We start from the raw sequence: 23,654 nt of genomic DNA on the forward strand, positions 1-23,654 counted from the left end.
AGAGACGGGAAATTTTGAACCTGGAACTTTACACTCTAAACCTTGAACTTTAAACTTTAAATCTCACATCTCAAATCTATATTATGAGTGTTTTAATTATTGTTTTCCTAACGGCAGTTATTGCGTTATTTTCAGGAGTTTTCGAACAAGGAAAATTCGCAAGATACATTGGGATTTTGGGTTTAATCATCGCATTGTATGTAAGCTTTATGCCTGAGTGTTCGTTCTTCGATCATTACAAGCATATGTATGAATACAGTGCCAATACTGCATTATTCACTAAATTATCCATTGTAACAACCTTATTGTTATTCTTCTTGGGAGGTTTTGCATTCAGCAACCACAGAAGCCACCAATCAGAATTATATGCATTGATGTTATTTGCATTATGTGGAGGAATTGTACTTTTCGGATACCAGAACCTGGTAACCATGTTCTTAGGTGTTGAAATCCTTTCTATTCCATTATATGTAATGGCAGGTGCCAACAAAACTGATCTAAGATCAAATGAGGCTTCAATCAAGTATTTCCTAATGGGTGCATTCGCAACAGGTTTCCTACTTTTCGGAATTGCGTTCATCTACGGAAGTGCAGGAAGTTTTGATCTATATAAAATTCACGACTTTGGAGTAGCGAATACAGGGAACGTAATGTTCATCTTAGGAGTATTGCTTATCCTTTGTGCATTGGCATTTAAAGTAGCATTAGCTCCTTTCCATATGTGGAGCCCTGATGTATATGCAGGATCACCTTCATTGATTACAGCTTTCATGGCGAGTGTAGTAAAAATCTCCGGATTCTTTGCACTGTTCAGATTGATGACGATCGGTTTTGCCGGAGTTACTCATGAATGGATCAATGTTTTGGGAGTATTCTTAATCATCACTTTATTATTAGCAAACGTTATGGGTCTTGCTCAGACGAATGCAAAAAGAATGTTAGCCTACTCTTCAGTTTCTCACGCAGGATACATCGGATTGGTATTCTTTGGAATGACAAGTCTTTCTACTTATAACTTAGCGTTCTATTTATTCGCTTATGCTTTATCTACAGTAGGAGTTTTCATGTGTCTGATCTGGGTAGAGAAATTAAAAAGAGAAACTTCTTTCGGAGCTTTCAAAGGATTGGCAAAAACAGAACCTTTATTGGCAACAGCGGCAGCGATCTCTATGCTTTCAATGGCAGGGGTTCCGTTAACAGCTGGTTTCATGGGGAAATTTGCTTTATTCTCTCAGGCAATGAACGGTGCAGCTTTCTTAGTATTGGTAGCAGTTTTAGGGTCTGCCCTATCGATCGCTTACTATTTAAGATTGATCATCGCCATGTTCTTCTTTAAAGAATCAACATTCAAGTCATCAGAGAAAGTAACGCTTACTTACAATATTGTTGCAGTATTTGTAATTATAGCTATTATTATCCTGGGTATTTTCCCGGATCTGTTTGCAAAAATGTTCGGACTGTAAGATCTGAATTTAAAATATAAAAAAGCACAACTTTTCAGTTGTGCTTTTTTTATTAAAATTTTGCTGGTACATTGATATTTTCAAAAAGAAATACAGAATCTAACAATAGAAGATCTATTTTTAGGAATTCATTCAAAAAAATAGAATAAAACAGCTACAAAATATTATTTTCACTAATACAAAGCATATTTATAAATAGTCTTTTTTTCATAACTTTACTTTAAATTTCAGCTCTTGGCTAATCTTTACAAAAAAGACTCTCCATTTCAGGTTTATATCTCGTTCAAAAAATATTTGGATGTACTGGAACATATCCGGTATAATGACCGTCTGGAATACAGGGCAAACTATGCAGAATCCCTGATCGAGCAAACCCGGAATTTTCAAGAACTTAAAGAAGGCTTTCAGGATATAAGTATTCTGGAAAAAAATGAAGACCTCATCAGATCACTGCTCACCGATCTTTTCCCTACAGGACTTACCCGGAATGAAATAAAAGCAGCAAGTATCCCTCTTTCCAATATTACGTTCAACTATACGGAGAGATTTAAGGATATTCTTAAAGATGCAGGAAAAGATTTTGAAATTGAACTTAGAAATATCAGTGACAACGAATTTTATGTGTTTTGTTGCTGCCTGATTCTTCAGAGCTATTTTAAAAAAGATATCAGAAGCACCATCCCGTTCTATTATGATATCCCGAATAAACTGGGAATCATGAAACACTACAAGATAACGGTGAATTCAGATTTTACAGAAATTTATCCTACAGAGGATGCTAAAATACCATCCGATGAAATCATGGATATGCTGCTGGAAAATCTGGATGATTTTAAATTGTGGAAGAAATATTTTCCATCGCAATCCTGGATATTGAAAGGTTTTACCATCATCTCGTTGGTAGACTGTACCTCTGAAGTAGCCCTTTCTGATCTTAAATCAAGCATGATCGAAATTGATCCTGAAAATTTAAATCCGAATGAGAATCTGACAGAAATTTTCAAATCCTATTTTGATGTTCCGGAGCTCAGTTTCGGGCTGATGACCTTTAACAAAAAAGAACAGAAGCTTGATAAACTTCCGATTTATGAAAGCCTGCTCACCAATCATATTTTGGATTTCTGGATCAATACATTTGACGAAGAAACCCGTAAAACGACTTTTAGCAATTTAAGCCACAATTCGAAATCCATTGTAGTTTCCAATGTGGATAATCTGGATGAGAATGTCAGGCAGCTTCCGTCTTTTACTATTTTAAAGGATAATAATGTCAACAGCTTCATGGTCATTCCTATCATGAAAGATAATGAACTTCTTGCTATTATGGAGTTTACCTCTCCTATCGCCGGCAGTTTCAATGGTTTAAAACTCAAAAAACTTGAGTTTTTTACCGATATGGTCCTGTTCTCTCTCAGCAGATTCTATTTTGAAAAAAATTATCAGATAGAAGCCATTATACAGCGAGAATATACAACCATTCACGATAGTGTGGTATGGAAATTCAGAAATGAAGCAGAGAAATATTTTACCGCTTCCCTTGGGAAAAAAATACATACTTTAAAGGAAATATCATTCAAAAATCTAACTCCCTTATTTGGAGTATCAGATATCCGTTCGTCATCTGAAAAGCGTTTTAACCTGATGCTTAAAGACCTCAACCATCAGATTGAATGGCTTAATGATATATTCACTCTCACCAATTCTGATTCTGAAAAATTCATATTGGCATTGGATGTATTTGAAAATGAATTAAATAATGAAATAAAAGCCGATACAGAACAACGCTTCCAAAGAGTATTGAGAGAGGAAATTCATCCTTTTTTACAAGGAAAATTAGAGGTGAGAACCCCTAGACCAGTGAAGGCTAAAATTCAGGATTATTTTTCTCAGGTACTGGCCCAAACAGATCTGTTTTACAGCCATAGAAAAAATTTGGATGATTCTATTACGCTTGTCAACAGAAAACTTGCAGATATGCTGGATGAAAGCCAGATCAAAGCACAGGAAATTTTTCCGCACTACTATGAAAGATTTAAATCTGATGGTGTAGAGCATAATCTCTATATTGGGCAATCTATTTCTCCCGATCTTCATTATACTTCAAAAGTAGTTCATAAACTGAGATACTCGCAATTGAAAACCATTTGCAAGATGGAGATTGAGTTTCAGTCCTTTAAAAAAGACCTTCCTATTCCACTGGATATAGCATCTTTGATCTTTGTGTATAATGAAAAAATAGACATCCGTTTCAGAATGGATGAAAAACGTTTCGATGTAGACGGGGCCTATAATTCTTACTACGAGATCATTAAAAAACGTCTGGATAAAGCTCATGTAAAAGATTCGTCAGAACGAATTACAGCTCCCGGAAAGATTACCATTGTCTATTTCGGTATGGAAAACCAGAAAGAATACCTGGAATATGTTACTAAACTCCAGAAAAAGGGTATTCTGGAACATGATGTGGAGTTTCTAAAAGTAGAGGATCTCCAGGGAATTACAGGGTTGCTGGCACTCAGGGTTTCAATCAGTCAGAATGAATCTGAAAAATAATAACTTTATTACTTCATAAAAAAATCACCAATATTAAAATTGGCTGAATATCGTTATTTATATTTTTTACAGACTAAGGAATGCAAATCCAAAAGATAGCACAGAAATAATAATCCCAGCCATAAAGATTTTATAAGTTATAGATAAAAGCTTATACTTTCTGTCAAGAACTTTCCCCAAATAATACAGGTCTTTTACCATAGAATCATAAATATAATCCCTGTCTTTGATTAAATCTCTCATCGCGTTATGATAATCGTCAAAAAGCATCTGTTGGAAGTTTCCAAAGAATAACAGATTTACTTTTCTATTGGCAATATCCTGGGAGGTAAATGTAGTTTTTGTTACATTCGGTTTTGTAGAAAGGATCGCAAATATAATTGTCAGTACACTAGATAACAATAAAATAAAACTCGGAAGGATCAGGTGAGAGTTTTTAGGCGCATCCAATTTTGGAACCAACACAGAAAGGCATACTGAAATAATGATCGCATTAACAGAAAGTAGGATATTAGCCTTACTGTCTGCAATATCACTTAACCTTGTATGATTGTTCAGCGTTACTCTAAATAAAGTATCTACACTTCTGTCAGACTTTTCTTTATCTTTTTTGTTGTCAGATTTATTATCTTTATTATCCGCGCTGGCTTTCTTTTCATCTTCTTTTTCCAGCTTCTTTTCAATCTTCTTGATATTTTTCTTTTTTAAAGGTTCCCAATTTTCCTGGGCATAATCCGTATAATAAGTATGCTTGTTTTTCAGCATATCAAGATTTCCGGCATTCCATTCTTCATTGGAAAAACATCTTACATTGGTAAGTTCCCATTCCTTTCTTAAAGCATCAGAAATATCATTATAGTCATGACCTGCAAAATGACTGAAATCAGCATCTTTTACGATTTTTTCCAATAAATTCTGAGGTACATAGGTAATTTTAGTCGCTAATATCAGTTTCTCCACATCTGAGATATAGCTTTCCGGATAATTTTCCTGGTGAAGAAAGTTTTTCATGATCTCCACTCCCCTTTCTTCATGATTCATGGCACATTCTATATATCCCGTATCATGAAACCACAGGGCTACAAGTACTTTTTCCTGATCTTCTTCAGAAACAGGGGTATGCTTCATAATCTCCTCAGCCTTATTGACCGTATAGGCAGTATGAATAAAATTATGATAAAAATATACTGAAGATAACTTATCTTTGAATAAGATTTCAACATAATTTTTAGCTTTGTCTAGAATGCTCATTCCTGAATTTTTGTTATTGTAAATTTATGAATTTATCCTTTAAAACTCATCTAAAAAATACTTCTATTGTTCTGAGAACAGTAATGTCCGCCGGAGTCATGTATTCCTGCGCAACATATAACGTACAAAAAGGCAAAAACTTATTTGAAGTAAAAGATTCTGAAATAAAATCTGAAAATGATTTTAAACTTTTCCTGATTGGAGATGCCGGAAACGCAGATGAACCTCAGGCACAGAAAACACTGAATTTACTTAAAAACAAACTTGATTCTGCAGACAGTAATTCAATGCTTATCTTTCTCGGAGATAATATCTATCCCAACGGGATGCCTAAAGAATCGGATAAAGGCTATGCTTTAGCAAAACAAAAACTAGAGGATCAGTTTATCATTACTAAAAATTTTAAAGGAAAAACCCTTGTCATCCCTGGAAATCATGATTGGTACAGTGGTTTAAGTGGATTAAATGCTCAGGAATCATTGGTGAAAAAATACTTCGATGATAAAAAAGCATTTTTACCCAAAAACGGATGTCCTATTGATGATATCAGCATTACCAAAGATATTAAACTGATCGCCATTGATACGGAATGGGCTATTACAAACTGGGATAACTATCCTGGGATTAATAAAGGCTGTACCATCAAAACCCGTGAAGATTTTTATACCGAATTTAAAGATCTTATCATCAAAAATCAGGGTAAAAGAATCATTATAGCTTTACATCATCCCATCATAAGCAGCGGAACCCATGCAGGGTTTCATTCGGCAAAATCGCACCTTTTTCCTCTTAACAGTAAAATCCCGGTTCCCGGAGTCGCCAGCGCCATCAATATACTCAGAAGCTCTTCGGGGATAAGTCCTGCGGATATAAACAATCAACATTATGCAGAACTAGCCAACAGGCTGAAGAGTATAGTTCAGGATAAAGAAAATGTGATCTTCGTTTCCGGTCACGATCACAACTTGCAATATCATGAAGAGGGAAACATACGACAGATCATCAGTGGTGCAGGTTCCAAAACAAATCCGTCTACCATTACTGAAAAAACAGACTTTTCCTACGGGGGAAGTGGCTTCGCTGTCCTCAATATCAGAAAAGATCAGAGTACCGATGTGGAGTTTTTTTCCACAAAGGATGCTAAGCTGCAGAAATTGTCACAAATATCTGTTATATCCAAACCAGATGTATTTGTGAATAATTTTCCCAATACATTCCCGGCTACGGTGTCTTCAACCATCTATCCGGTACCGCTTACGCAGAAAGGAGGGTTCTACCGATGGCTTTGGGGAGATCATTACAGAAAATACTACGGGATGTCTATTGAAGCCCCTACAGCCAATCTTTCAGAGCTGGATGGTGGTTATACCCCATTCAGAGAAGGAGGCGGAAACCAATCCAACAGCTTAAGACTAAAAGCAAATGACGGGCAGGAATTTGTAATGCGTGGAGTGAAAAAAAGCGCGGTTAGGTTTCTTAATAATATGGCTTTCACAAGGAGTACTTTGAGTGAAGAACTTACCAATAGCTTTCCGGAGAAGTTTCTTTTAGACTTTTATACTACCAACCATCCTTTCACACCGTTTACCATAGGAAATATGTCAGAAAAACTGAATATTTTCCATAGCAATCCGAAGTTATATTATATTCCCAAGCAACAGGCTTTAGGAAAGTATAATCAAAACTACGGGGATGAAATGTATATGATTGAGGAACGTTTTTCTTCAGACCCTAAGACACTGGCTTACCTTAATCATGCAAAAGATATCGTTTCTACTGATGATGTCCTGAAAAACTTAACCAAGAATTACAAATATTCTGTAGACAAAGAGTCTTACATCAGAGCAAGGTTGTTTGATATGCTGATTGGTGACTGGGACAGACATTCAGATCAATGGAAATGGGCACAATATGAAGAAGGAGATAAAATTATCTATAAACCGATTCCAAAGGATAGAGATCAGGCTTTCAGTAAATATGACGGCGCTGCCTTTAAAATTATTATGAATGTTCCGGCCATCCGTCACATGAAAACCTTCACGGAAGATATCAGCAGTGTGAAATGGCTGGCTATGGAACCTTATCCAATGGATCTTGTCTTTTTAAAAGGTGCTACCCAGGAAGAATGGGAAGCCCAGGCTAAATATATCCAGGAACATTTAACAGACGCTGATATTGATGATGCCTTCCATAATCTTCCTAAAGAAGTTCAGGATGAGACCATCGCTGATATTCAGCGAAAACTGAAAATAAGAAAAACAAAATTACAGACATACGCATCCGAGTATTACAATGTACTACAGGAAAAAGTTCCTTTGGCCGGAACTATAGGACCTGATAAATTTGTGATTACCAAAAATGGTCATTCTGTTCTTGTACAACAATATAAATTAGGTAAACACAAAGATAAAAACGAACTGGTTTTTGAAAAGACTTATCATGATTCAAAAACAAAAGAACTTTGGATCTACGGGTTAGAAGATGATGATATTTATGAAGTAGTAGGAAAAGGGCGTCCCAAAATGAACATCAGGCTAATTGGTGGATATAATCATGATGTATATAATGTGGCAGACGGAAGGAAAGTAAAGATCTACGACTTCGAGTCTCAAAAAAACACTTATAATGCAGGAAATGCTACTAAAAATATTGCGGATGATTATGAAATAAATACTTATAATTACAAGCATCCGAAGTACAATGCTTTCGCAGGATATCCGAATATTGATTATAACCCTGATGACGGGGTTATTATTGGTGTTTTAGCTAATTATACGATGAATAATTTCATCCGTGATCCCTTTACCCAAAAGCATAGTTTAAAAGCCAATTTTTATACTGCTACTGCGGGGTTCAGCCTTATTTATAAAGGAATTTTCAAGAAGGCAATTTCAGGATGGGATTTTAATATTGATGCAGCATATACCACTCCGAGGTTTTCCCAGAACTTCTTTGGGCTTTCCAACGACAGTCCTTATGATAAAGAAAATACGGAAAGAGAATACAACAGGGCAAGAATTTCTAAGTTTAATGTTGCTCCTTCCATCTCAAAGAAAGGCTGGATGAACTTTAACCATCAACTTCAGCTTACTTTTGAAGATAATAAAGTACAGAGAAAAGACGGGCGTTTTATCAACACTTCCCCGGATGTAAGGCCTGAAGTATTTGACAGCCAACAGTTCTTAGGGGCTAATTATACTTTCAGTTATAAAAATGCAGACAATCCCGCTTTTCCAACCCTGGGAATGGAATTGATGCTGAATGCCGACTGGAAAGCTACTTTTTCCAATTTTAACAGAAATTTCCTGACGGTAAAAGGAAGATTCGCTATTGACCACAGAATTGATAAAAAGGGAATTTTCGTATTTGCCAATGCCAGCAATGCCATGTGGATCAACAATGATAGTTTTGAGTTCTATCAGGCTGCAGCCATCGGAGGTAATAATGGAATGAGAGCGTTCAGAAATGAAAGATTCTCTGGAAGATCATATTTTACCAATAATTCGGAGATCCGTTGGGATTTTGGAAGAATCAGAAACAATATTGTTCCTGCCAATCTGGGAATTCTTGTTGGGTATGATATCGGCCGTGTATGGAATGACGGTGAATATTCCAGAAAATGGCATCAGTCTGTAGGCGCTGGTGTTTGACTAAGCATTGTGGAAATGATGTCTGCCAGACTCAATTATTTCTATGGCTCAGATGGCGGGCGAATTTCTGCCGGGATAGGAATGAAATTTTAAATAAAATATGAATCAATAAAAAACTCAGGGAAATCCTGAGTTTTATTTTTTTAACATACATAATAGTTTAGCATTACATATCGTTTTTATATTTTAGCTCATCAGCAAATCACAAAATACATAATCATTAAAAAAGCACCTCCAATGAAGACACTCATTATTTCATTTAATATTATTTTAGTTTTATCAAGTATTCATTGTCAGAACCAAAGCAAAAATGGAAACATTGAAAAAAATTTAACTGTAAACACACAACAGGCAAAAATTGAAAAAGTAGAATTAACAGAACAAACCAGAGGTTTTCAAACAACGATCACCCTCACTCCTAAGTCTAAAACCACCTCTTTTAATGGGGAGGAAAATACCTCTCCGCTATCTCCTTCCGAATGGGAACATATCGCACAGCAGGCTGCTGCTATTGATTTATCCAAAATATCAACATTACAGTCTCCTACTACAGGACGACATTCTGACCAGGCTATGATAGCTAATATTATGATAACAAGTAACGGAACTACTTATAATTCTGCCAATTTTGATTCGGGCAACCCTCCCAAAGAATTAGAGGCATTGTACCGTAAAATCCGCCCTTTTAAAAAAGAATAAAAGCTTTACTATTACATATAAAAACCACAGAATGATCTGTGGTTTTTAGTTGATGTATTATTTTGCTGTGAAAATACTGCAATAGACTTTCACATCATTAATATTGCTGTATTTAGATTATGGTTTAAGAGAAAACTGATATACATTCCCGCTTTCATCTTTCCCTTTTTCATCTGCAATCACTAAAGTCTGATCATTAAGAAATACAATCGCTTCCTTCTGTGAATTATGATGTAAAGGAATCTTATTGATCTTTACACCACTGAAATCATCAGCATTAAATCCTGTAAGAACATGCACATTTTTGTGCGTTAGCAGCACAATTTTATCCTTGGTACTGTTGATGGTTGCTGAAGTAATAGCCGCATCATTATATCCGCCCTGTAGTTTTAATTTCCCAATCAGTTTGGCCTCAAAGTTCCCTTCTTTATTAGGAACCTTAAATACTAGAAATGTTCCGTCAAAACCTTTGCTTCTGTTCTTCGTGAAAAGATAGAAATTGCCGTCCATCTCTACAAAAGCTTCACAGTCATACAGAAGGTTGGATTTTTTGGGTGGAAATTCTGTTTGCCCTTCATAGTGAAACTTAGTCCTTTGAACAACTTTTGTAGTGGTTTGAGTAATATCTTTCAGATCTGTTTTTAAAATTGCCAGATCCTTTCGGTCATTATCATTATTGCCAAAGTCACCGATATAGATATTTCCCTGGGCATCGGATATAATATCTTCCCAGTCTGTGTTTTCAGCATTTTCAACCGGAACTTTAGCCATTATTTGTCCACGATCACTAAGCCCATATACCGCATTTTTATTTCCTCTGTCTTCTATTACCCAGATTGTTTTTTTATCCTTAGACAGCGTAATACCGGAAACTTCTTTTAATTTTTTAGGTAAAGAAAATTGTGGTTTCAGATCGCTACTCTGAGCAGGTGTATTCTGTGCTTTTGGATTGCAGCTCAATAGAAATATGGCAGGAAGTATAAGAAAACGTAGCATATGTATTTTTTATTTTTTTTTAACTGAATATAGGTAGCATTAATTGTTCCAACCTGGAATTTATGATAACTGTTTGGCCTTTTCCCAAAGAACATCCATTTCTTCCAAAGACATATCTGCAAGTTTTAAGTCCTGTTCTTCGGCCAGACCTTCCATCTTCTGGAATCTTGAAATAAATTTAATATTGGTCTTTTCCAGTGCAGAATCCGGATTGATTCCTGAAATTCTTGCATAGTTAATTAACGAAAAAAATACATCTCCCAACTCCTGCTCTTTTTTCTCTACATCTGTTTCCGCATGGAATTCCTGAATCTCTTCATCTACCTTTTTCCAGGCATCTTCCGCGTCATGGAATTCAAAACCAATCCCTTTTACTTTATCCTGAATTCTATATGCTTTTACTAAGCTTGGAAGACTTTTCGGAACACCTCCTAAAATAGATTTGTTTCCTTCTTTTAATTTTAATTTCTCCCAATTCTGCTTCACTTCCTCTTCATCCTTCACTTCAGTATCTCCATAGATATGAGGATGACGGAAAATTAGTTTTTCATTAAGGGAATTAATTACATCGGCAATATCAAAACTTTCTTTTTCTGATCCTATTTTAGAATAAAAAACCAGATGAAGCAGTACATCTCCCAATTCTTTTTTAATCTCCTGCAAATCATCCTGTAAAATGGCATCGGAAAGTTCATAGGTTTCTTCAAGCGTAAGATGTCTAAGAGACTGTAGCGTCTGCTTCTGATCCCATGGGCATTTCTCACGTAAGTCATCCATTATATCCAGTAATCTCCCGAAAGCTTCTAATTTTTCCTGTTTTGTATTCATAGTAATTGGAAATTCAATCTTATACAAAGGTAAGGGTTATTCAGACACCATTACAAACGTTGAGAATTAAAGTTTCGGGGTCCGGGGTTCGTGATGGTTTAAACCTAATAGGTTTCCGGGTAATAAAAAAGCCTTGTCAAGAAAATTCCTGACAAGGCTTTGTATTGTTAATTCAGAATTGAATTATCCTTGTTTTCTGTGTGTGCTTTTAGGAGCTGATTTTGCAGCTGAAGTAGCTTTTACTTTTGGAGCAGCCGGCTTTTCTGCTTTTGGAGCAGCTTTTTTAGCATCAATATCTAGGCTTACTTCTTCTGCAGGCTCACCATCTAAAGTTTCAGGCTCTGCTTTTACGAAGCTTTCAGGAGTGATATATCCTGCTTTGTGAAGAATGTTATACCACTGAGCCAATTTCTTGATATCAGAAGCATATACTCTTTCAGTATCATAATTAGGAAGAGAACTTAACATAAAATCTTTCAAATCTGCATCTGAAGATTTGTGAGAAATCGTCTCTTTATAATCATTATTTTTAGCTACATTTTCAAAAACTTCAAACAAAGGAACTTCTTTATCAAATGTAAACATTGCAATATTATCTAATAAGCTTACTTGGCTAGAGTTTCCAATGCTTACTTTTTTCTTGTTGGTAACATCTTCAATGATGAATCCGTTTCTTAATTGAGAAACTAATTTGTAAAGTCCTGGTTTTCCAGAAATTGAAATTATTTTTTCTAACAGCATAATTTTATTTTTTGTAAATTCTGCAATCAGCGTTAAGCTTTTTGCTTTTTATTGTTTCTTTTAATCCTTGTTTAAATTACTTTGGAAATCTCATTTTGTAACCAATACTTACGTCTCCCTGAGAAATCTTTGATAGTTTTCCTTTTACCAGCTTCTTCTTTAAGGCACTTAAGTGATCGGTAAACAGAATCCCTTCAATGTGATCGTATTCATGTTGAATTACGCGGGCTCTAATATCGGAAAAAGTTTCTGTATGTTTCACAAAATTTTCGTCATAATATTCAATAACGATTGTCCCTTTTCTTTTCACGTCTTCTCTTACATCCGGAATAGACAGACAGCCTTCATTGAACTTCCATTCTTCACCGGATTCTTCAAGGATTCTGGCATTGATGAATACTTTTCTGAATTCTGCCAATTCATCCTTAATATCCTCATAATCCTCATCATCCGCAAGAGGAGTAACGTCTATTACAAACATACGGATATCCAAACCGATCTGAGGCGCTGCAAGACCAATTCCGTTTGCGCTGTACATCGTTTCGAACATATTATCTATCAGTTCCTGTAATCCGGGGTAATCTTTTTCTATATCTTTTCCCACTTTTCTCAAAACAGGATCCCCAAAAGCTCTTATCGGTAATATCATCTTAATCTTTGTTCTAAAAAATTCTGCAATATGATGGTTGCACTTACTTTATCTATTAATCCTTTTTCTTGTCTTTTCTTCTTACTTTTTCCACTTTGGGAAATAAAGAATGAAGCCATTTTGGAAGTAAACCTTTCATCAAAACGATGGACTGCAATATCCGAAAATTCTTTTTTAAATTCTTCAATGAATTTTAAAATATCGGTTTCCACCTCCGAAATATTTCCTTTCAAATCTATGGGAAGGCCAATCACTACTTCATCTACCTTATTTTCACTAAAATATTTTTTCAAAAATTCCATTAAAATACGGTTCTCAACAGTCTCCAGCCCACTGGCTATAATCTGCATATCATCCGTTACAGCGATGCCGCAACGGGCTTTTCCGTAGTCTATTGCAAGGATTTGTCCCATAAGTCTGCAAATTTAGTAAAATTTACTGATTTTATTCATTACGCAGTTTTTTTATGTAAATCATGTTTTATTCCATATTTTTTTTTATAATTTTAATCTTCCAAAAAACAGATATATGAAGAGACTCATCCTCGTAAGACATGCGAAGAGCGACTGGCCGGAAGAAACGGATGATTTTGACAGACCTTTGGCAGACAAAGGCCTGGTAGATGCTATGAACATGTCCAGATTCCTGAAAAACAATAATATTTCTATCGATCATTTTGTATCCAGCCCGGCAGTCCGTGCACTGAATACATGTAAAATTTTTAATCAAACGTATCAACTGAACTGTTCTACGAATGAAAAATTATATAATCCCTCGGAAAGAAATTTTGAATCTGTAATTTATGATCTGGATGACAATGTGAATTCAGTTGCCCTTTTCTCTCATAATAATGGTATTTCCAATTTTGCCAATTCCATTTCTGAAGATATTTTTCATTTTCCAACCTGTGGAGTTGCCGGTTTTGAAGTAGACTGCGATTCCTGGTCTGAATTTGATGGAGCCAGAAAGAAACTTTTGTTCTTTTATGAGCCAGGGAAAATATAAATTCACCCTTACCCCTTTTTATGTCATAGTCTTTATACTTTTTTTTTCATGTCAGAAGAAAAATAAGACCTATTTTGAAGCAATTGCCATCAATGATGTAAAGCTGTCTACCACTCCCAAACCTGGAAGCTGGAGGTATAATCATGATGAAAGATTTCAGCAATTTGAAGATTTTCAAAGGTCAAAAAAGATAAAACCGGAACCTGGAAAAAATACCATTTATCTTCAGCCTATTGGTGAATTCACTGAATTACAGAAGAAAGAAATTGAACTCACTAAAGAATATTTAAAAATTCATTTTCAACTAGAAACGAAAATATTACCAATAATATCCAACAGTATTTTCCCAAAAACTGTAAAAAGAATTTTCAAGGATGAGCAAGAACAAGTATTAGCCGGATATGTATTGGATAGTGTTTTAATGAAAAGAAAGCCAAAAGATGCTATAGTACTTATGGGAATCACAGAAAGAGACCTTTTTCCAAAGCCTGAATGGAACTATGTTTTTGGATTTGCATCCTATGAAAATGGAGTGGGTGTTACTTCAATCTATCGATTTGCCAACGGGCACCTTACAGATTCTAATTTTAATGAGAGTCTTACAAGATTGATGAAGATCAGTTCCCACGAAATTGGACATATGTTTGGGATCAGTCATTGTCTAAATGCTAATTGTGTAATGAATGGAACCAATACTCTTACTGAAACAGATTTTCATTATGCAAGGGCCTGTTCTCTCTGCCAGAGAAAACTCAACTCAAGTATTCCCTATGATAACAAAAAACGATTGCTTGAATTAAAAAATTTCTTTGAAAAACATCATCTCAATTCAGAACTTGCCCGTACTGAGCAGGATCTCAATCTGCTCCAATAAACTACATTCATTTTTCACATTTTATATTCCCCTCCTCCGGAGGGTTGACAATTTTTTTTGATGGATGGTAGTATCTCCCACAGATTTCACAAATTACACAGAAACCTTGGGTAAATCTGGTTTGGATTGTTACAGCAACCTTATTTATATATTCAATGAGAGCTACAAGAATAAAAAAGAACGAACCAAAGTCCGTTCTTCAATATTCATTGATTTTACAATCTACTTTCTTTTCAGATCCAGATCGTCAAAGTCAAAGCTGAAATCTGTGACATCGGAAATTGCCTTTAATTTTGCTGATTGAGCTTTTCCGTTTTCATCATAATCAAATATGATATATGCATCAGCATCATAGCTTCTGTCATCCCATTTAATGATGAATGAATTATTGGAATAAGGAAGCAACTCTCCTTTTAATCTTGGGGAATTTTTACATGAAATTCTGTAAATATTTCCCTGCTGGGCAATGTCTACATCACCGAACCAAACATCGTTGTACATTCCTGTAAACTGTTCTGCTTTTGGTTGCAATGCTTTTTCTTTTTTAAAGGCATCAGATTTGGTGAAAGCTTCTTTCTTTTGTTTATCGTACTCTGTATTCACTTTTGCCATTCTGTCTCCATACGTTTTCAGCCAGTTTCTGTCTGCCACTCCAAGGTAAGAATCTTTAACCGTATTGGTAATGGTATTGAACGCTGCTCCCGACTGTTGGTTGGTTAACACCACGATTCCTAATTTAAGATCAGGAATTAATGTAAACTGCGTTACAGTTCCAATCAATCCACCTGTATGCTGTACTTGTTTGTGACCTTTTACATCACTTAAGAACCAACCTAACCCATATCCGTAGAAACTTGTATCATAAGGGTTTTTAGCCGCTACTTTATCCGGAATCTGTAAGCTCCAAAGCTGTTGAACATTTTTATCGGAAACTAATTTTTTACCGTCTTTGGTGGTGAAATTATTCAGTAAACATTCTGCCCAGGTGGTCATGTCTTTAATATTACTCATGATTCCTCCGGCGGCATTTCCGGTTTCGTTCCAGTCGTGAGGAACGGCAATCGCTTTTCCATCTACAGGAGCGTGGGCATCAATTTTATTTGTTACTGCTTTCGCTCTGTTGTAGCTTCCAAAGCTGGAAGTCATTCCTACCGGTTTCATGATTCTCTGCTCAATAAATTCGGCCCAGCTTAATCCTGAAATTCTGTGGATTACTTCACCGGCAACGATGAACATTATATTATTATAATCTAAAGTTGTTCTGAAAGGGTTTTCTGGTTTCAGGTATCTCACATTGTGAACAATATCATTAACGGTTAAGCTTCCTCCTTCCGGAAAAAACATTAAATCTCCTTGTCCTAATCCTAGTCCGGCTCTGTGAGTAATAAGATCCTTGATCGTAATATTTTGAGAAACGTAAGGATCATACATTTGAAATTCAGGGATGTATTTTGAAACTTTATCGTCCCAATTCAATTTTCCTTCATCTGCTAAAATTGCTAATGCTACACAGGTAAAACCTTTGGAATTGGAAGCAATGCCTACCAAAGTACTATCATCCATTGGTTGTTTAGAGGTAAGAGAACGTACTCCAAATCCTTTGGAATAGGTAATTTTTCCATCTTTTACAATTCCTACCGACATTCCCGGAACGTCAAAAGTTTTCAAAGTATTTTGGATCAGATCATCCAGTTTTTTCTCTTCAACCTGTGCATTTGCTAATCCTACGGTTAAAAGAAAAATGAAAAAAGAAAATTTCTGCTTCATTATTTTTTTAATTTTCCCAAATTTAGTAAATAAGTGAGTATGGAATAATAAAATTGTGATTTATATGATGGGAAGCTTAAGGATGAAAGATGGAAATACTCTTAAACTATAAATAAAAGGAAGTTATTAGAAACTTAGCTTGTAGTTCAGGTTGAATTTTAATAATCGGGGTATGATAACGCCTAGCTTTCAGCCCTACGCATCCTTCCTTATCGCCACAAAAAACCGGGAGAAAACTCTCCCGGCTGTCGTTAAATCAAATGATCTTATTGTACTAACAAAAAAGAAATTATTTTTTGGAAATGACATTCACACCCATTAATCTTCCGCTTCCTTTAAGTTTAAACTCAACTTTAGTGTTTTTAGAAACCGGGTCATAAGAACTTAAGCCTGAAAAGTTATCAGCTTTATTATTAGACATGAAATAGATTCTGTTTTTATACAAGAATGGGTTTTGATAGTTGTAGAAATTATCTACCGGAATATCCAGTTTTACAGCCTTCTTCGTCTGAACATCAATTTCGTTCCAGAACCAGATATCATTTCTGTAGCTTACCCCATGGCCTCCTGCATAATAGGATGCACCTGTTGAAGGAATGGTAGTATAAATTTTATTGTTATAAGCGAAGATTCTGTTAAACTCTGCCGGCTGTACATAATTCTTCATATCAATTTCAAAACCAGCATCGAAGACAGTTTGCCCGTTCTTTATTCTTAAAATCTTTGATGAATATGCTGATTCCTGAGCTTTCATATCTGATGCTGCTACCATATAAATATCTTTGGTTACCTCATCAATACTCCATAGAACATGGTCAGTGAAAAGTCCCAAGTTGGTAGTATTAGGATATTTTGTAACATTTTCCACCTTTTTTGAAGTCAGGTTATAAACTGCAACTGCCACTTCTTTTACAACAGGTTTGATCTGCCAGTTCGATCCTTTTTTACCAATCTGTAAATCAAGATACAATTTATCATCTCTTTTTATTAGGATTAATTGTCCGGCAGCCTGATAAGCTGTTTCTCCTGGTTCAAGCACTGCAGGATCAATAGTTTGCGCTAATGAAGACAGGTCAATTTCTCCTGTACGCTGCATAGTTCCCGGATTAAAGGTTTGGATTTTAAGCATTCCTCTGGAACCATCCCAATAATATCCTTCTGTATCACTTACGACAAGATAATTAGGTTCAAATCCATTATTTTGAGTAGCAATAAACCCTTTTGATGAAATATTTCCGGCATTATCTGCTGTCAATTTAGAAAATCCTTCTTCTGAAGAAGCGGCTCCTCCCAATCTGTACATGTTTTCTCCAAAAGCTTTCCCTCCTGCAGAATAAGCAATCTGGTAGAACGGCTTTTTATCAGCCAATGAAAGTTCTCCCTGAGGCAGTTCTGAGAATGAATAAATATTTCCTCCCCATCCTGCTGTACTGTTATAGATGATCCAGCTGTCTTTAGCTGTTATGGTTGGCTGTTTCTGCTCTTCTATACTGTCATCGCTGCTGCAATGGGTAAAAAGCAATAGGCTTAATGCAGATAAAATGATTGAAATCGATTTTGATTTTCTCATGATTATAATATTAAAAAATTGTATACGTTAATTTCAAATGATATGATCTTGTAGGTTTCTGTGCATTATAATTATCATACAGTCTTTCGTTCGTAAGATTATTAATGCTAAAATTAATGGCCAGCTTAGGATCTGCAAGGAAATAGGTAATTCCTACCCCTACATCTACCATTCCCAGTCTCCCGTCGTTCGGAATCAAAAGGTCACTCGAAGCTATAGTTGCTTTAGAAAACAATCCCGGCTCAAGGTTTTTCGGAACTGGATATAATAGAAAACGATGCACATAATTAATGTTGTAGTACAGCTCCACCTTATCCTTCATTTTCAGAATATCTGAAAAATTCACTCTCAGATAATGATTCCCAAATAAGTAAGGAATATTCGGCTGTCGGGCATCTTCCCAGATCTTTTCAGAACCGGAAAGGTTTTTAAGCCTTATATCCTGGTAGGTAAAATTGAATCCTGTCTGAAGATTTTTTATAGGTTGATAATTGATCTCATACTCTAATCCAAGAATTCTGTTGTCATAATAGTTCTGATACCTTCCATAAGGATTATCCGGTATCATGAATATGGTGTTTTTGACGTTTCTGTAGAAGAGATTTAAACTCGTATTCAGTTTATAATTCGATGAAGTATAATCCAGAACAACATTTACATTATCACTTTTTTCCGGCTCCAGATCAAGATTTTCTTTGATTAAAATTCCATCTCCGAAAATTTCAGTTTCATCAGGAAGACGAACCGCTTTTTCATAGGATAATTTCAGGATAAAGTTTTTAGGCTTATAACTTATACCAGCCATATATCCAGAGGCATTCTTACTCCGGTCAGAATCCCATGCGAAATTATATTTATCAGTAGTATATCCTTTAGAACTGAAGAAATAATTCTTTACCCCAAGTACAGTTTCTACTTTACGGTCAAGCCAATGAGATACCAATCCCAGTGCTGCAATATTCTTGTTGTAAACCGCCGGGGTTTTAAGAACATCATCTCCGTATACATTGACAGCCCCATAAGGATCACTTCCCTTCCTTCTTTGATAGAAATACATATTTCCAAATTCCAGGCTGTGATTATTATTGATTCTGAATGCGGCATTGAGCCTTGTATGAAACATATTGTAATTCATCTTCAGATCATTCCCTTTATTGATCTCACCAACACTGTTTTCATTACTGAAAGTGTATTCTCCCAGCCAATTGTATCTTCGTCTGCTGATGTCCACAAAAGAATTGTTATATCTGGCAAAGGCAGTCATCAAATCTACTTTAAGACGATTATCAAAGAACATTTTTTTATACTGAAGATATCCTGTCACATTACTTTCCTTTGCGAAAGCTTCTCCGTAAGGTTTTCTCATTTCGAGGTCATTCTGAATTTCCTTATAAAAATGAGAATAGATAAGTCCTACTCTAAAATCATTCGCCCAGCTTTTATTCCTTACTCCGGTGTAAACCTCCATATAAGAAGCTTCGGTATCGTCATGAAATCTTTTGGCTTCCACTTTTTTAAGATTGGCCGTTTCAGGATCAATAACTTCACCGAGAATTTTATAATTATTTTTGGAAAACACATAGCTAGCCTGGGTTCCTATATAAAATAAACTGTCTTTTTTCCCTATAAATACAGCATTAAGATGTGATTTATAGGTACTGAATGACGCAATCTCATTAGATATTTCAAGGTTATCTTTCTGTATCGGCTTTGAGATAAAATTAATCCCGCCTCCTAAAGCGTCCGATGCCAACGATATAGGCATTACCCCTTTGTAAACATCTACTCTATCAAGCATATTGGGAGACAAAACATTAGGATTAAAGCTGTGTCCATAAAATTCAATGGGAACACCATCCCTAAAAATTCTGACTGCTTTCCCCTGAAGCCCTCCAAGATTGACCTGAAATGCGGAACCAACGCCCCCTTCAGTTCGGAGCTTAACTCCGGTCGCCATATTCAGTATTTCACCAATATTGTTTGCCTGGCTTTTTACCGCCTGCATATCAACGATTTTTACACTTAGTGGTGTTTCCTTTAATTTTTCAAGTTTCTTTTTACCTCTGATATAAACTTCATCAATCCGGTTTGCATTTGAAATCTCTATTTCATATTTCTGGTGTGCTTGACAATTGATATTCAGCGTATCATTATAAACAGCTTTATTCCGATACAATACAGATACCTTTACAAGACCATCAGAAACCTCAGCAAAATCAACAGTTCCCTGTTTTGAAATCTTTTTCTTTTCACCGTTAATGACTACATATACTTCATCATGATTATAATTCTTGATGTTTTTAACAACTAAGGTAATTGGGCAGGCAGCCAATGCTAAGGAAGAAAATGCAGAGATCAGAAAAAATATACGCTTCATAGTTTATATAGTTTCTAATGCTCCGAAATGCTGAAAAGCAATGTTTTTTTCCAATGGATAATATTCGTGTCCTAATATTTTGTTGATAATGGTAGCATTTCTATAAGGCCCCATTCCTAAATCTGATGTGATAATCCCTTGTGAGTCTACACAACCGTTCTGCATAAATATCTCATTGTCATTGACATCCACCGTATAGTTTTCTGAAGACAATAATGTTCCGTCATTTTGGCTCTTGTTCAGACGATCTTCAATAGGTTGTAAAAAATGGGGAACCTCATATCGGTAACCCGTAGCCAGGATAAGATAATCCGTATTTACTGAAAACGTTTTTTCTTCTTCCAAATGCCTCATATTTAGCGTATAGCTTTCATCGTATGACATCTCTTCAAGTAAACTATTGGTCAGTATTTTAACAGGAAGTGGTTGCTCTTCTTTCATCTGCTGATGATAAAGTTCATCATAAATTGTACTTATCAATTCATCATTGATTCCTTTATAAAGAATATCCTGTTTGTTAATCACTTCTCTTCTTTTCTTTAATGGAAGCCTGTTGAAGTAGGAAATATAATCCATGGAAGTAAATTCATACGTGAATTTCGAATTTTCCATAGGAAAGAATCTATCCGCAGCCGTTACCCAGTTTAGTTTCAAGTCTAATTCCGGTCTGGCAGTAAGAAGATCAAAAAAGACTTCACCTCCACTTTGCCCGGAGCCCAATACTGTAATAGTACTGCCTTTCTTCAAATATTGTTTTCTGTGTAAGTATTCAGAAGAGTGGAAAATATGTTCTTTAGAGAAACGTTCTGTGATTTTAGGCACATTAGGAATTGAACCTACTCCTAGTACAATTTTATCGGTAAGATAAACTTTCTTTTCACAATTAATAAGATCAATGACTGAAACTTCGTAACATTCATGAATTTCATTATAGTCTATTTCTGTAACAGTATGGCTGAAATTAAGGCTTTCAATTTGTGAGGCTACCCATTTACAGTAAAGGTTATATTCCATCCTTGTTACATAAAAGCTTTCCTTAAAGCAGAAGCGGAAAATTTTACCTTTCTCTCTTAAATAATTGATATAGGTAAAAGGGCTTTTGGGATTTACTATCGTTACCAGATCCGCCAGAAAAGGAACCTGAAGGGTTGTCCTGTCTATCATCAAACCACTGTGCCATTCGAACCTGGGTGCTTTATCAAAAAATATGGTTTTCAGGTCATGTTCTTCAAGCAAAGCAGCAAGACTTAGATTGAATGGTCCTATTCCTATACCAATGATATCATATTTCATAAATTATCTTTTTCAGTATTCAAGTATTATGTTGTAATGTTTATTTTCAGGACCGAATTTTTAAAGATATCTTCTGTGGTTTCATAGAATTTCTCACGGTCAAGGAAAGTCAGGTTGGATGTTTTATAAGGGAGGGCCAGTGACCTGTTGAATTCACACCCTACTTTGGTAATCAGGTTGTGAGTTCCTTTATGGGATGCAGAGGCCTCGCCTATCATTCTTGTCAATTGTGGGAAAGAGAAGAAATATTCCATACACATGGCTAGTGCGTTCATTGAAAAGTTTGGAATTTTTTCTTTGGCAGGAGCAATAAGCATATGAAAGCCGTAATCTCCCGGATTGAAACGATAATATTTACCCACTTCATCTTTTACTGCCCAATACAGTTCTAAAGTAAAAATAGGATTGCCATTCAGAAGTCCAATATAAGGATGAGAATAATCTACTCCCATGTGTTTGATGTAAGCTTCCTCGAACTCCTGCTGATCCACATCCATTTCCCAATACTTCTTCGCGTATTCCATATTAGACCACTCGTGAAGGAATTCCATATCCGTTTCCGGATTAAAAGCTCTCAAAGTGATTTCTAAAGTCCCGTTATTGAAATATCTTTTATGCAGTATTTCACCATAATCAGGCTTTATTAGTTTTTTGGAATAATGTTTAGGATTAATCAGGAAATTATGCTGTCTGATATATTCTTTCCAGATGTCCTGGTTGAGACTGTAAGCCTGCTTCAGGAAAAGTCTAGCTTCTATAGTTTCGTAAATAAAATTCATGGCATCACCATAAACCTCTCTCAAAGAATCAATTTCAGTATCTATAATTTGATACAGAACTTCTTCTTCTATTGAACCCAAATAAGCCAAATGCCTTAGAACAGGATATAAATTGTAATAAACCACATGGGTTCTTATAAAATTCTGAGCCTTTTCAGTTCTGATAGCAGCTCCATCCGGATTGTATTCATCAAAACTAACATCTACCTTATCAGTATTCTGATGGATCAAGGTATGTTCGATATTGCTGTTATAGATGATCCCTTCCTCAATATATTTTCCTACTGCTGTCTTTAGCAACGAATGGGTATATTCTGAAAACCATCGTATAATCGCTGCTTTCTTATCATAATTGGTTTCTAAGGCAATATTCTTAGAAATAAACTCCAATAAATTATCATTATCGTAGCCAAAGAATTTAAAAATAGATCCTGCTTTAACAGCCTCTGTACTATTTACAATTTTATTTCCCTGGTCAAAATACTCACTAAATTCTTCTGAGAAAAATTTAACATAAGCCTCTTCCGGATTTTCTAAGGTTATATTTCCATCGTAAAAAACAGAAGTAAGAAATCTATAGGATTCTTCGGCACTGATCTTAACTACTTCGCCCATTTTCTTTTCTCGATACCCTACGTCTTTCCCTATGTAATGAACTCCGGTAGTAGAAAAATGCTTTACAGGAACAATTAAATAAGATTCTTTACCTGTAATATTAATTCGGATGAATTTACTTTCAGAACAACCGTTCATGAACGTTGACAACTCTTCATCAAACTTTGGTATAAGGTCAAAATAATACCAGTTTTTGCTTTCCAATAAGTATAAACCGACACTCATTATTATTTTTGTTTAGATTAAATAAAAATTAAGACAAATATATACATATTTTCTTATCATCAAAAAAATTATTTAAAATACTGAAAATGAACAATTCAAAACACTGATAAACAGTTAATTAAAATTAAAAATAAAACCCATTTAATACACCAAAAAGTGAATACATCTGTTTTTACGATCACCAATTTCCAAGGATGGGTTTAGCATCGTAGCTTATCATTTTTAAAATTTGCCCTTGAAACTGCATATTATATTTATATTACTTTTTTACGTAAATTTAATGATTATATTTTTCAAAAAGTAAAATTTATATTTTTGT

At 35.3% G+C, this 23,654-nt stretch carries 17 protein-coding genes; 6 read left to right on the plus strand and 11 right to left on the minus strand.

All coding sequences use genetic code 11. The annotated features are described in order from the left end of the window. Positions 1-83: 83 nt before the first annotated feature. Together NBX25_RS20875 and NBX25_RS20880 are read left to right on the plus strand one after the other, a co-directional pair. Positions 84-1,463: an NADH-quinone oxidoreductase subunit N gene (locus NBX25_RS20875; protein ID WP_250255276.1), complete on the plus strand. Its 1,380-nt coding sequence runs from the start codon at positions 84-86 to the stop codon at positions 1,461-1,463. 234 nt (positions 1,464-1,697) lie between these two features. Then, positions 1,698-4,016 carry a GAF domain-containing protein gene (locus NBX25_RS20880; protein WP_250255277.1) on the plus strand — a complete coding sequence of 773 codons (2,319 nt, stop codon included), beginning with the start codon at positions 1,698-1,700 and terminating at the stop codon, positions 4,014-4,016. Positions 4,017-4,082: 66 nt separating this feature from the next. On the opposite strand, the gene NBX25_RS20885 is transcribed toward NBX25_RS20880, so the two are convergent. Continuing rightward, complete coding sequence (locus NBX25_RS20885; protein WP_250255278.1) at positions 4,083-5,267, minus strand: Pycsar system effector family protein; 1,185 nt, start codon at positions 5,265-5,267, stop codon at positions 4,083-4,085. A 26-nt stretch (positions 5,268-5,293) separates the two neighbouring features. Here NBX25_RS20885 and NBX25_RS20890 point away from each other — a divergent pair, with 26 nt between their 5' ends. After that, the gene (locus NBX25_RS20890; RefSeq protein ID WP_250255279.1) at positions 5,294-8,917 is read left to right on the plus strand and encodes a metallophosphoesterase; all 3,624 of its coding nucleotides are present in this window, start codon (positions 5,294-5,296) and stop codon (positions 8,915-8,917) included. A 237-nt stretch (positions 8,918-9,154) separates the two neighbouring features. Then, positions 9,155-9,616 carry a hypothetical protein gene (locus tag NBX25_RS20895; protein ID WP_250255280.1) on the plus strand — a complete coding sequence of 154 codons (462 nt, stop codon included), beginning with the start codon at positions 9,155-9,157 and terminating at the stop codon, positions 9,614-9,616. Positions 9,617-9,733: 117 nt separating this feature from the next. Here the strand turns inward: NBX25_RS20895 and NBX25_RS20900 are convergent, their stop codons facing one another. The 5 genes from NBX25_RS20900 to ruvX form a co-directional block, all read right to left on the minus strand. Further along, entirely contained in the window at positions 9,734-10,612 is an 879-nt protein-coding gene (locus NBX25_RS20900) for an SdiA-regulated/phytase-like domain-containing protein (RefSeq protein WP_250255281.1), read from the minus strand. A 60-nt stretch (positions 10,613-10,672) separates the two neighbouring features. Continuing rightward, positions 10,673-11,440 carry a nucleoside triphosphate pyrophosphohydrolase gene (gene mazG, locus NBX25_RS20905; RefSeq protein ID WP_123908963.1) on the minus strand — a complete coding sequence of 256 codons (768 nt, stop codon included), beginning with the start codon at positions 11,438-11,440 and terminating at the stop codon, positions 10,673-10,675. A gap of 183 nt (positions 11,441-11,623) precedes the next feature. Further along, complete coding sequence (locus tag NBX25_RS20910; protein WP_123908964.1) at positions 11,624-12,181, minus strand: DUF5606 family protein; 558 nt, start codon at positions 12,179-12,181, stop codon at positions 11,624-11,626. 76 nt (positions 12,182-12,257) lie between these two features. Continuing rightward, positions 12,258-12,830 carry a peptide deformylase gene (gene def / locus NBX25_RS20915; RefSeq protein WP_123908965.1) on the minus strand — a complete coding sequence of 191 codons (573 nt, stop codon included), beginning with the start codon at positions 12,828-12,830 and terminating at the stop codon, positions 12,258-12,260. Further along, positions 12,827-13,243, minus strand: coding sequence for a Holliday junction resolvase RuvX (gene ruvX / locus NBX25_RS20920; RefSeq protein WP_123908966.1), 417 nt, complete (start codon positions 13,241-13,243; stop codon positions 12,827-12,829). Before ruvX ends, def begins: the two co-directional genes overlap by 4 nt. A gap of 115 nt (positions 13,244-13,358) precedes the next feature. Here ruvX and NBX25_RS20925 point away from each other — a divergent pair, with 115 nt between their 5' ends. Both NBX25_RS20925 and NBX25_RS20930 read left to right on the plus strand, forming a co-directional pair. After that, on the plus strand, positions 13,359-13,835 hold the full coding sequence (locus NBX25_RS20925) for a SixA phosphatase family protein (protein WP_123908967.1): 477 nt from the start codon (positions 13,359-13,361) through the stop codon (positions 13,833-13,835). After that, positions 13,816-14,709, plus strand: coding sequence for an archaemetzincin (locus tag NBX25_RS20930; protein WP_250255282.1), 894 nt, complete (start codon positions 13,816-13,818; stop codon positions 14,707-14,709). Before NBX25_RS20925 ends, NBX25_RS20930 begins: the two co-directional genes overlap by 20 nt. Before the next feature lie 222 nt (positions 14,710-14,931). Here the strand turns inward: NBX25_RS20930 and NBX25_RS20935 are convergent, their stop codons facing one another. From NBX25_RS20935 to NBX25_RS20955, 5 genes are all read right to left on the minus strand, one after another. Next, a complete protein-coding gene (locus tag NBX25_RS20935) occupies positions 14,932-16,476 on the minus strand; it encodes a serine hydrolase (RefSeq protein ID WP_250255283.1) in 1,545 nt (514 codons plus the stop codon). 289 nt (positions 16,477-16,765) lie between these two features. Continuing rightward, positions 16,766-18,046 carry a DUF4374 domain-containing protein gene (locus tag NBX25_RS20940; protein ID WP_250255284.1) on the minus strand — a complete coding sequence of 427 codons (1,281 nt, stop codon included), beginning with the start codon at positions 18,044-18,046 and terminating at the stop codon, positions 16,766-16,768. A gap of 10 nt (positions 18,047-18,056) precedes the next feature. Further along, positions 18,057-20,423: a TonB-dependent receptor gene (locus NBX25_RS20945; protein ID WP_250255285.1), complete on the minus strand. Its 2,367-nt coding sequence runs from the start codon at positions 20,421-20,423 to the stop codon at positions 18,057-18,059. A gap of 3 nt (positions 20,424-20,426) precedes the next feature. Then, positions 20,427-21,716, minus strand: a complete 1,290-nt coding sequence (locus tag NBX25_RS20950; RefSeq protein WP_123908971.1) for a lysine N(6)-hydroxylase/L-ornithine N(5)-oxygenase family protein — start codon at positions 21,714-21,716, stop codon at positions 20,427-20,429. Between the two features lie 26 nt (positions 21,717-21,742). Next, the gene (locus NBX25_RS20955; RefSeq protein WP_123908972.1) at positions 21,743-23,335 is read right to left on the minus strand and encodes a GNAT family N-acetyltransferase; all 1,593 of its coding nucleotides are present in this window, start codon (positions 23,333-23,335) and stop codon (positions 21,743-21,745) included. Between the last annotated feature and the right edge of the window lie 319 nt (positions 23,336-23,654).

This window comes from Chryseobacterium sp. Marseille-Q3244 (assembly GCF_940807095.1).
In the GTDB taxonomy this organism is placed as follows: Bacteria; Bacteroidota; Bacteroidia; order Flavobacteriales; family Weeksellaceae; genus Chryseobacterium.

Bases quoted from the DNA above. Each gene is read 5' to 3' on its own strand.
- NBX25_RS20900 (WP_250255281.1), bottom strand. From the start codon at position 10,612: ATGCTACGTTTTCTTATACTTCCTGCCATATTTCTATTGAGCTGCAAT.
- NBX25_RS20940 (WP_250255284.1), bottom strand. From the start codon at position 18,046: ATGAGAAAATCAAAATCGATTTCAATCATTTTATCTGCATTAAGCCTA.
- NBX25_RS20925 (WP_123908967.1), top strand. From the start codon at position 13,359: ATGAAGAGACTCATCCTCGTAAGACATGCGAAGAGCGACTGGCCGGAA.
- NBX25_RS20910 (WP_123908964.1), bottom strand. From the start codon at position 12,181: ATGCTGTTAGAAAAAATAATTTCAATTTCTGGAAAACCAGGACTTTAC.
- NBX25_RS20890 (WP_250255279.1), top strand. From the start codon at position 5,294: ATGAATTTATCCTTTAAAACTCATCTAAAAAATACTTCTATTGTTCTG.
- NBX25_RS20945 (WP_250255285.1), bottom strand. From the start codon at position 20,423: ATGAAGCGTATATTTTTTCTGATCTCTGCATTTTCTTCCTTAGCATTG.
- NBX25_RS20895 (WP_250255280.1), top strand. From the start codon at position 9,155: ATGAAGACACTCATTATTTCATTTAATATTATTTTAGTTTTATCAAGT.
- NBX25_RS20955 (WP_123908972.1), bottom strand. From the start codon at position 23,335: ATGAGTGTCGGTTTATACTTATTGGAAAGCAAAAACTGGTATTATTTT.
- NBX25_RS20930 (WP_250255282.1), top strand. From the start codon at position 13,816: ATGAGCCAGGGAAAATATAAATTCACCCTTACCCCTTTTTATGTCATA.
- NBX25_RS20885 (WP_250255278.1), bottom strand. From the start codon at position 5,267: ATGAGCATTCTAGACAAAGCTAAAAATTATGTTGAAATCTTATTCAAA.
- def (WP_123908965.1), bottom strand. From the start codon at position 12,830: ATGATATTACCGATAAGAGCTTTTGGGGATCCTGTTTTGAGAAAAGTG.
- NBX25_RS20935 (WP_250255283.1), bottom strand. From the start codon at position 16,476: ATGAAGCAGAAATTTTCTTTTTTCATTTTTCTTTTAACCGTAGGATTA.
- mazG (WP_123908963.1), bottom strand. From the start codon at position 11,440: ATGAATACAAAACAGGAAAAATTAGAAGCTTTCGGGAGATTACTGGAT.
- NBX25_RS20950 (WP_123908971.1), bottom strand. From the start codon at position 21,716: ATGAAATATGATATCATTGGTATAGGAATAGGACCATTCAATCTAAGT.
- ruvX (WP_123908966.1), bottom strand. From the start codon at position 13,243: ATGGGACAAATCCTTGCAATAGACTACGGAAAAGCCCGTTGCGGCATC.
- NBX25_RS20875 (WP_250255276.1), top strand. From the start codon at position 84: ATGAGTGTTTTAATTATTGTTTTCCTAACGGCAGTTATTGCGTTATTT.